This is a genomic window from Tengunoibacter tsumagoiensis, assembly GCF_003967535.1.
Classification (GTDB): domain Bacteria; phylum Chloroflexota; class Ktedonobacteria; order Ktedonobacterales; family Ktedonobacteraceae; genus Tengunoibacter; species Tengunoibacter tsumagoiensis.
The window spans coordinates 563,470-574,844 of sequence record NZ_BIFR01000001.1 but is presented as its reverse complement, the minus strand read 5'-3'; the positions used below and the strand labels follow the sequence as shown (position 1 = coordinate 574,844).

Annotated in this window: 3 protein-coding genes; all 3 read left to right on the top strand. The window is 50.5% G+C overall.

What is annotated here, in order from left to right; all coding sequences use genetic code 11:
* Window positions 1–692: 692 nt before the first annotated feature.
* The 3 genes from EL628_RS02285 to EL628_RS02275 all read left to right on the top strand — a co-directional run bounded on the left by EL628_RS02285 (window position 693) and on the right by EL628_RS02275 (window position 11,276).
* Window positions 693–4,565, top strand: a complete 3,873-nt coding sequence (locus EL628_RS02285) for a fibronectin type III domain-containing protein (RefSeq protein ID WP_161975217.1) — start codon at window positions 693–695, stop codon at window positions 4,563–4,565.
* 295 nt (window positions 4,566–4,860) lie between these two features.
* Entirely contained in the window at window positions 4,861–6,144 is a 1,284-nt protein-coding gene (locus EL628_RS02280; RefSeq protein WP_126578181.1) for a substrate-binding domain-containing protein, read from the top strand.
* Between the two features lie 1,589 nt (window positions 6,145–7,733).
* Entirely contained in the window at window positions 7,734–11,276 is a 3,543-nt protein-coding gene (locus tag EL628_RS02275; RefSeq protein ID WP_126578180.1) for a fibronectin type III domain-containing protein, read from the top strand.
* Window positions 11,277–11,375 lie beyond the last annotated feature (99 nt).

Genomic DNA, 11,375 nt, shown 5'->3' with positions numbered 1-11,375 from the left:
TTTAGTATATAGCTAATGAAGCAAACAAATAGAAATGTATTGATAAAAAGGGCGGCTTCATAAGATTGGGTAATACCCTGTAAATCAATGGCTTGATTTAATTCGTAACTTTTTCCCTTCTCAGAGATGAGAAGTTGTGTATGTCTGACTGGTGATGCTGTGAAGGGCATCCTTTTTTCATATTCATAACTAATTCATAACTAATAATGAACTATATCCATCCACATATCTGGAGTTATACAAAGAAGTATGCGCTCTATCCACATGAAAAGAATATTTCTACCAAAAAATTTCTACCTTAGCAGTGATTTCAGCAGTGATTTCAAACATCTAAATCCCTATGCTCTCAACTCCCTACTTTGAGTTTTACACTCTGGCTGTTATTACGATGACCAGGAAGGACATACGAATGACAGTACGAGGTTTAAGCATAATGTTGTGCTCAATTCTCAGCAGTTTGTATAGATACTGGAACAACAGGTAGTATGCTTCCCAACACTTTAGTAAAGAGGACGCACATTGTGGAAAGGAGAGAAAGGTCGTCCTTACGTATGGTCATGCAACAATCCTGTCATCCAATATTCATATCGGCCAGGCATTCAATGTACTGATTGCATGGTCAAGGTCCCATTGATTTCACTATGAGTAGTACCATTCGTGGCACATACGTGTGTCATATGAGGAGACATATCATGGATGATGCTCGTCGCTTTCCGGAGATCGCACCGGAAGCGCAACAGAACACCGTTGTCAGGCGACTACGAAGTCGCAAATTTTACTCTCTTATCTCATTGTTATGTATTTTCCCTTTCTTCGCCGGGGTCTTTGCCCTCGTGCAATTTCCACAGCATGTCGTAAAAGCTGCGTCAGCCAATCCAATTCCTCTGGGTGAAGAATATGGTTTTGAGTGGGTCGATCTGGTGAAGGGCGGAGTCCGCTTCCAGAAGATTTCGACAGCCACCACTGATATCACCTATGATAACAATGGCTGGCCCCAGCAGGACTTTGAGTACATCTTCCAGGATGATCGACGCAACAAGCCCTGGTCTGGTCCGGATTTTAACGCAAATCCACGCGATGATAGTGGTACCTATCATCTCTCCTTCACAGGTCAGGCCACCCTGTCCATCGGCCCTGATGTCGATGCGTCTGATTCCCTCAGCATTCAGAATGTGGTCTATGATAGCAACAGCAACACCACCACGGCTGATATCGTGGTCCCAAAGAATCGCTGGCTGCAATCGATCAACTTTACTCAGACAAAACGGCAAGCCAGTGATGCAGCCGGTAATGGCCTGACGAATATGCACCTCTACCGTCCGGGCTATTCGGCCTCAAGCACGCAGATCTTCACTGATCGCTTTGTCAATGCGCTGAGTGCGCTGCACCCAACAACACTTCGTACCTTTGACACCGGGACAACCAACTATAACATCTTCAATGGTACCAATTATGTTGCCCCCCAATGGTCGGATCGCTCGTTGCCTACCGATGGGTACTGGAACCTGCCTTCCAGAAACACTGGGGCAATTCGCGGCTTTGGCGTGCCCTGGGAATACGTCATCCAATTGAGCAATCAATTGCATGCTGATCCCTGGATCAACCTGCCTGTGACGGCGGATGATAGCTACTTTACCAGTCTGGCGAACCTGTTCAAAAATGGTGATACCGTTGGTGGTGTCAACTATCCAGGACTTGATCCCAGCCTGCATGTGTATATTGAGCTGGGCAATGAGAACTGGAACTGTGGTGACTTTACCCAGTGCTGGTATGCCAATGGTATCGCTTCTAATCAGGGTATCTCTGCATTGCAGTGGGAAGCCAAACGCACGTTCCAGATTGCCAATGATTTTGCTGGTGTGTTTGGTTCTGGTTCACTCCCAAATACCGTCCGTCCAGTGGTCATGTGGCAGTATGGACACGCCCTTGACGTACAGTCGGCCCTGCTCTGGAGCGAGGGACAGTTGAATCAACTCTCCAAAGATACGATCTATGGTATTGGTGAAGCACCCTATGTGGATTCGGGCGAGCCTATCTCTACGGATGGCTCTGAGAAAGAGGGTGGACGAGCCGCTTTCCCTGATCCAGCTGATCCCAATGCTGTGAATAATATTATCGATACCCTCTATACCTCCGCGGGTCAGCGCCGACTCTCCTTTATCGCCTGGCAGACCGCCGCCAGTTATCTGGGCGTCCACCAGGTTGGCTATGAGGCCGGTCCATCGCTGAATGCTGGTATTCAAGGAGACGCCACTCGCAGCCCTCGGCTCTCTGATTTTATTCAGCGCTACTTCCAGGAAGATTACTTTGCGACTGGTGGCGATGCTGTCAACTTCTTCGCCTTTGGACAGGGTAGCCCTGGAAACTATGGCGACTGGTATACCTTTGAGAACTATAACAACCTCAATTACGGGAAATACCAGGGTCTTCTGGCTCTGCAAGGGCAGGATCGACCTGCATTGACCGATGGCTTTGTTCTGCCATGGAGCGTCAATACAAGCGTCTCCATCGATCCAAGTCAGCATATCACCGGTGATAATCATCTGGTAGCTCCAGGGACGACCATTAGTATTGGCTGGAATACAGATGGCAGTCAGGAGTATCTGTTGCGCGTTCCTTCCTCGGGTACCTATTCAGTGAAGCTGAATGGAACCGCCAGCACCGCTACTTCTAGCGTCCAGATCTCTGTTGACCACAATTCACTGGGAACGGTTCAACTGCCTCAGGGAACAGCTGGTGATTCGTCGAGCGTCTCAGTCACCCTGACGTCTGGATTGCATACGCTGTTGCTGAATAGCAATGCAGCCTCATCCAGCGATGGTCAGAGTACCTTCTCGACAAATGGTATCGTTGTCACTCTGACCAGTGGTGGCGGTTCGGCCATTGTACCATCGGCTCCGATCAATGTCCGCTCAACGAGTGGTGATGGCTCGGTGGCACTGAACTGGGAGAATGTCACAACGGCTACCAGCTATACGATTAAACGCAGCACGACCAGTGGTGGACCATACACCCAGGTTGGCACCTCATCTACCAATAGCTTTACCGATACTGGCCTTACCAACGATACCATCTACTACTACGTCGTCACAGCTTCAAATACTGCTGGTGAGAGTGCCCTGTCGCCACAGTATCGCATTGTCCCAACGCCAGCCGGAGCTCCAGCTCAGCCAACGGGCGTGACAGGGGCAGCGGGCGGCTCTGATGCTCCCTTCCTGGGTGGTGGTGGTGAGGTTCGTATCAGCTGGCCTACGGTTCCTCATGCCGTAAGCTACAATATCAAGCGGAGCTCTTCTGCTACAGGTCCTTTCACCAAGATTCATTCACAGTACGATAACATCTACTATGATACCAGCCTGGCTCTGAATACCACGTACTACTACGTCGTCTCAGCTGTCAATGGCAATGGTGAAAGTAGCGATTCGTCGGTGATCACCCTGACACCAACGGAAACAACGCCCGATAGCCCCACGAATCTCCAGGCAACCGATAATGGGAATGGCACAGTCTCGCTGAAATGGTCTCCGTCCCAGTGGCAGGAAGCTGGCTTCAATGAGCTTTACAATCTCAAACGCGGCTCATCACAGAATGGTCCGTTCACGACGATTATCAATCTTTCGACCGATAATGTGATTGATTATGATCTGACGAGCGGTAACCAGTACTGCTATGTCGTTTCTGCGGTGAACAGCAAGGGTGAGAGCGGAAACTCGCAAGCGGCCTGTGTGACAGCCTCAGGGAATGGGACGCCGACACCAACGCCAACATCGACACCTACACCAACCCCAACGTCGACGCCAACATCGACGCCGATCCCGTCAGGCTCATTGATCGCTTCTGATCCCTTTAGTGGATCAGCTGGCGCACTTAATGGTCAGACCTCTGGAACGGGCTGGGCTGGCGCATGGTCGGTTCAGAATGCAGATACCTCTGTTCCTGGCTACGCTGTCAGTACCTCCTCTGCCCTGACCTACAGCACCCTTCAGACCTCGGGCAATTATGGGACTGGTGGCTCAGGCTACCTGACGGCTGGACGGAGTCTGGATGTCAGTGGTAGTAGCCCCTTTAGCGCTTACCTGAGCAATGGCAAGGTTGGCCAGTCGGGACAGACGCTCTGGGTTAGCGCCTTGCTCCGCAAGGATGCCAATTCCGATGATGAGGCCTCCCTTAACCTGCACAATAACTCGATCAACTGGAATTCTGGACAGGCGAGCTCTGATGTAGCCATTGGTTACTTTGGAGGAAGCTCGAATTCTGGTGGGACGCGGTATTGGAGCCTGAAAGTGGGTGGAACCGTCTATCAAACGACCACTCCCGTCCAGGTCGGACAGACAGCGCTTCTCGTGTTGCGGATTGATTTCGCGTCGACCAACGCATTGAACCTCTATGTCAATCCCAGCTCATTAGGTGGAAATGCTCCAGGCAGTGCCAGCGCTCAAACGACGACTACGACGAACATTGCGTTCCAGAGTGTCGCGTACTATGGTGGCAATGGCTCTGGCCAGAGCTCCATCGATGAAATTCGCTTTGGAACCTCGTATGGTGCCGTGACTCCTACGAACTAACAAGCGAACGACCGTGATGATTTCTCCGAGGGATGTGCAAATACAATTTGCATATCCCTCGTTTTTACTTTCCTCTCTCCATATCCTGGTTCGAAGGGTTAAGTATTGACAAACTACACCTTTATACTCTAGTATAGAGATATGCATCTTTCATGAGTAAAGGTGTAAAGCTCCTAGCTAATCTAAGCAGTCCAGCCTTAGTGATTGGGAAGAAGACATGGTTATAACTTCCTGTCTTCTTCAAGCCTGGAATTGACCAACCTACAAATAAAGAAGAGATAAGAAATAGGAAAAGATGACCAGGAATAACCAGCGTTTGCAGGGCGTGACAATGTATGAACGCATTGCTCAGGATCTTCGAGAGAAGATTCTGGATGGAAAGTGGGCGATAAATAGTGCTCTTCCAAGCCGCCCAAAGCTGGCAAGTGAATATCAGGTTGCGCCTTTGACCATCGAGCGAGCCATCAATATCCTGTTGGCGGAGGGAGTCCTACACTCGATCAATGGACGAGGAACCTTTGTACACGCACTTCCACAGTCATCTGTACAGAAGCAGAGTGTTCAAGAACTGCCAGTGCCTGAGATCTCGCATAATCATGAACATCTGGTAGGGCGGTCGGCAAAAACGAAGGCTCTGACTGTAGCTCTTATTGATGGCGATATGCCAGCTTCGCCTACCCTCTCGCCTCATCCGAATCCCGAAACCGGACAGGATTGGATGACGCTTATCCTTACCTCCCTCCAGCGGTCCTGGTCACGCATAGGCGGTCGCAGTATCTCGATCAGTCGCTTTGAGGGCATTGATCTTCACTCTGTTTTCACGCTCAAAGAGGCTCTGCTATTAGCAATTGAACAAGGGGCAACTGCTATTGCGATCTCGAATATTTTAGATGTCCAGAATGTCACATCTATAGTGCTCTCGACGATAGACATTCAGGAGATTCCAGTCGTGCTCTTTTCCTGGGAGCCATTGATTACACCTTTGCCCTATGTGATCTATGATCATGCCTACGCAGGATACAGTGCTGTTCAACATCTGTTGGCAGAGGGCTATGATCCTATTTACTATCTTGATATTATCGATTGGTGGTGGAGCAAAGAGCGTCTCCGTGGCGTAAAAGCGGCCCTGCGCGATGCCGGTCGTTCAGAAAGTGAGCTCCAACTTGTTCAAATGGATAAGCTGGCGTTTGAGACGCTGGTACAGTCTCAATCAGCCGATTCCTGGAATCCTTATGCGGAAGGATATGCTGCAGGCAAACACTTCTTTATGGCGAATAAAAAGCCTTCTCAGGCAGGGTTTATTGCTCCAAACGATTGGGCTGCTCTTGGTTGGCTCACAGCCGCTCAAGAGGTGGGTCTGAGTGCAGGGAGAGACTTTGGATTAATTGGGTTTGATAATATTCCACGTGCCGATCGATCTGGTCTGACGACTCTGGCTCCTCCGCTTGAGGAGATGGGGCAGGAAGCTGCACGTCTTTTATTGGCGATGATGCAGGGACATCCAACATCTCTTCATTCTTCTCTTCGCTCACATCTCATGATTCGAACCTCAACCCGCCGTATTCACCCTCGTATATAAGCGATTACATTGATTAATGTCTGAAATAGAGCATGATATGACAAGAAAAGTAGGGCAGGTAGCTTGTCTCCTGCCGAAATGTCCCATGCCACAATGTGAGCCCCTCCATAGCATCCTTTCCCGTTTGCCATTTCACGTTGAGCCATGGCGGGGCTCACACAGCGGAGTGGCAACAGAGGAAAGAGACAAGCGACCTTCCATACTTGACGTGTTTTTATATGTGAAAAAGATTAGGATATGACAAGAAAAGTAGGGCAGGTAGCTTGTCTCCTGCCGAAATGTCCCATGCCACAATGTGAGCCCCTCCATAGCATCCTTTCCCGTTTGCCGTTTCACGTTGAGCCATGGTGGGGCTCACACAGCGGAGTGGCAACAGAGGAAAGAGACAAGCAACTTTCCCTACTTGACGTGTTTTTATATGCGAAAAAGCTTAGGATATGACAAGAAAAGTAGGGCAGGTAGCTTGTCTCCTGCCGAAACGTCCCATGCCACAATGTGAGCCCCTCCATAGCATCCTTTCCCGTTTGCCGTTTCACGTTGAGCCATGGTGGGGCTCACACAGCGGAGTGGGAAGAGAGGAAAGAGACAAGCAACTTTCCCTACTTGACGTGTTTTTATATGCGAAAAAGCTTAGGATATGACAAGAAAAGTAGGGCAGGTAGCTTGTCTCCTGCCGAAACGTCCCATTCCGCGATGTGAACCTCACCATAGCTTCTGTCCCATTTCCAATTTCCCATTGAGCGATGGAGGGGCTCATATCACAGAACCCGAACAGAGGAAGGAGCCTCTTCAGCATACATCTGGGTATGAGCGAGATTTTCAATTGCATTTGGCCCTGAACGCAGACTTGACAAAATGAACCTATATACTTTAGTATATAGCTAGTGATATTTTGAAGAATAATTGAAGTTACGGCATCGTGTCGTTTCCTTTCGTAGAAGAAAAGAAGCTTTGAAGCATTAGCATTGTAATGCATTGATGCACTCACGATCATCCCTTATTTATAAGAAAACCTTAAACGGGCTTCTAAAAATACTCTCTCCAGATGAGAAAGTATTACAGATAATATAGCCCGAATAGTAATCCTCATTACTAAAAATACAGAGAAGTATTACACCTATAGACAGCATACAATGTTGTAACAAGTCGTAACTCTACTTTCTTTACTCGTACATCTGGTCCTTTCACGTGCATACACACTGCCTTTCTGCTGTCATTACACGATCTACGTTGGACATGTGGATGACAGTATAAGTGCTCATGCTCTTTTCGAGTATGGGGCAGTTGTATAGATATGGATAGTATGGAATAGATCAGGGAGTTTCACTGCTTCCAATAAGGATGAAAGGAGGGAGCATCTCATCCTATTTATGACAGGGGTTCGCCACTCTGCATAAACCCTTCTTTTTCAGAGGAGATTCATGCGAAGTGGTGTCGCGCTCAAGAAATTGAGTGGCCAGCACCCGCGAATGGAAGCCTTCTGTCTGTCTTCCGGTTGACCGCTTATCGAAAAGAGCGTGCATTCAACGTTGCGAATGCACGGGCATGTTCTGTGTTGTACAATTCTCGCGTTATGAGGAGACTTTGTCATGGATGATACTCGTCGCCTTCCGCTCGGCCTGGAGATCGCACCGGGCCAGCAGCCTGTCAAGCGACTGCGTAGTCGCACTCTGTACTCACTGATCTCGGTTCTTTGTGTGTTGCCCTTTGTGGTAGGATTTCTGGCAGTGGTTCCCACCGGTCAGCAGACGGCGAAAGCTCAGGCAGCGAAAAAGTCAGCTGCCGCAGTCACCAATCCTGTCCCCTTAGGAGCCGAATTTGGCTTTGAGTGGGTCGATATGGTCAAAGGGGGCCCTCGCTTTCAGAAGATCTCAACGGCGACCACGGATATTACCTATGATGTGAATGGCTGGCCTCAGCAGGATTTTGAATCCATCTTTATCGATGATCGACGCAATAAGCCCTGGTCGGGACCAGACTTTGATGGGACACCCTACGATGATAGTGGCACCTATCATCTCTCCTTCAATGGTAAAGCGACCCTGTCTATTGGCACTGATGTGGATGCGCCTGACTCCCTGAGCATCCAGAATGTGGTCTATGATAGCAACAGCAATACCACCACAGCTGATATCGTGGTTCCCAAGAATCGCTGGCTGCAATCGATCAACTTCACCCAGACTCAGCGCATGCCTGGTGATACCGCTGGCGATGGCGTCACGAATGTGCATCTGTTCCGTCCCGGCTATGATGCCAGCACGACCAAACTCTTGACGGATCGCTCGGTCAATGCGTTGGCTGCCGTCCATCCATCAACCTTACGCACATTTGATACGGGGACAACCGGCTACAACATCTTCAATGGGACTGCGTATGTCGCGCCTCAGTGGTCGGATCGTTCGTTGCCTACTGATAGCTATTGGAATCTGCCTTCCAAAAATACTGGAGCGGTTCGTGGCTTTGGGGTGCCCTGGGAATACATCATCCAGATGAGCAATCAGTTGCATGCAGATCCCTGGATCAACCTGCCGGTGACGGCGGATGATAGCTACTTTACCAGTCTGGCGAACCTGTTCAAGAATGGTGATACCGTTGGTGGGGTGACCTATCCAGGACTGGATCCCAGCCTGCATCTCTATATCGAACTGGGCAATGAGAACTGGAACTGTCAGTTCACCCAGTGCTGGTATACCAATGGGATCTCTTCGAACCAGGGAATTACGGGTCTCCAATGGGAGGCCAAGCGGACCTTCCAGATCGCCAATGACTTTGCCAGCGTGTTTGGTTCTGGTTCACTACCAAATACCATTCGTCCAGTGGTGCTGTGGCAGTATGGGCATGCATTGGATGTCCAGTCAGCCCTGCTCTGGGCTGAAGGTCAGCTGAATCAGCCCACGAAAAACACCATTTATGGCATTGGTGAGGCTCCTTATGTAGATTCAGGCGAGCCTCTTTACACCGACGGGAGCGTTGAGAAAGAGGGTGGACGAGCGCCCTTTGCTGATCCCGCTGATCCCAATGCTGTGAATAACATCATCGATACCTTCTACACTTCCGCCGGCCAGCGCCGTCTCTCCTTTATCGCCTGGCAGACCGCTGCCAGCTATCTGGGGATTCATCAGGTTGGTTATGAGTCGGGCCCATCGCTGAATGCAGGTATTCAGGGGAATGCCACTCGCAGCCCCCGCTTTGCAGACTTTATTCCGCGCTACTATCAGGAGAATTACTTCGCGATTGGTGGCGATGCCGTCAACTTCTTTGCTGTTGGGCGTGGGCGTCCAGGTGATTATGGTGACTGGTATACCTTTGAGGACTATAACAACCTCAACTATGGGAAGTACCAGGGTGTCTTGAACTTACAAGGCCAGGCGCGACCAGCGTTGACTGATGGCTTTGTTCTGCCCTGGAACGTCAGTGGTAGTGTCGCGATCGATCCCAGCCAGCACATCACTGGAGACAATAATCTGGTCGCTCCAGGCTCATCAGTGAGTATTGGTTGGAATACCAATAGCAGCGAAGAATATCTGCTGCGCGCTCCTGCGGCAGGCACCTATGCAATTAAAGTGAATGGAACCGCCAGCACGGCCACCTCAACCCTCCAAGTTCTTGTTGACAACAGCTCACTGGGGACAGTCCAGCTTCCTCAGGGAACGGCCGGAGATTCCACGAGTGTCTCGGTGACGCTCACACCCGGACTGCACACGCTGTTGTTGAATAGTACTGCAGCCTCATCTAGCGATGGACAGAACGCTCTTTCGACCGCTGGTATCGTCGTGACCCTGACCAGTGGTGGTGGTTCGGCCATCGTGCCCTCGGCTCCGATCAACGTGCGCTCAAGCGTCAGCGATAGCTCGGTAGCTCTGAACTGGGAGAGTGTCACGACGGCAACCAGTTACAGTATCAAACGCAGCACGACCAGTGGTGGACCCTACACCCAGATCGGGACATCGAATACAACGAGCTATACCGATACCACCGTGAGCAATGATACCATTTACTACTATGTAGTCTCCGCTCTGAACGCTGCTGGTGAGAGCGCCCTCTCTCCGCAGTATCGGATCGTGCCCACACCAGCGGTAGCTCCAGCTCAGCCAACGGGAGTCGTCGGACAGGCTGGTGGAAATGATGCTCCCTTCCTGGGAGGTGGCGGCGAAGTTCGGATCAGCTGGCCCGCCGTTCCGCATGCCGTCAGCTACAACATCAAGCAGAGCTCTTCTGCCACAGGACCTTTCAATAAGGTTCACTCGCAGTATGGGACCGTCTACTACGATACCAGCCTGGCGAAGGGCACAACCTACTACTATGTCGTCTCCGCTGTGAACAGCGCGGGTGAAAGTGTTGATTCTGCTGTGATTACACTGACACCAACCGAGACGGTGCCTGCAAGTCCAACCAATCTTCAGGCTGTAGCCAATACGGATGGAACGGTCTCGTTGAACTGGTCACCCGTTGCATGGCAATTGGCAGGTTTTGCAGAGCTCTACAACGTCAAACGTGGTTCATCACAGAGCGGTCCGTTTACGACGATTGTCAATCTTTCGACCGACAATCTGACAGACTATGGTCTGACGAGTGGAACGCAGTACTGCTATGTTGTCTCTGCAATCAATAACTCAGGCGAGAGTGCCAATTCACAGCCTGTCTGTGTGACGGCTTCAGGCAATGGGACCCCAACCCCGACGCCGACACCAAGTCCGACAGCGACCCCAAGTCCAACGCCAACGCCAAGCCCAACGGCGACACCAAGTCCAACACCTGTCCCAACGGGCTGGACAACGTGTGCCAATGAGGGGGGCACCTGCACTTTTAGTGGCACGCAGGTGGTCCGCTATGGAGCCAATGGGCACTACTATTATCAGACAGCGACGGGGAGCATTGGTTGCAACAATACCGTCTTTGGTGATCCCATTGTCGGCACATTTAAATCCTGCTCCGTTGCCCCTGTACCTCCAACCAGTTGGACCAAATGTGCTGACGAGAATGGAACCTGTGCAGTCACGGGAACCGTCACCGTAGCCTATGGAGCCAGCGGAAAGTTCATCTATAAGACGGAAAGTAGCAATACTGCCTGTAACAACAGCACGTTTACCGATCCTATCGTGGGAACGGTGAAGGCCTGTTATTATAAGTAGACCCATAGCGAGGCCCGGATCAGGGAAGTTCCTGACCCGGGCCTCATTCTATCCTCTATAGATTTTGTTCACGTTTCCAGTTTCTCATTGAACTATGGA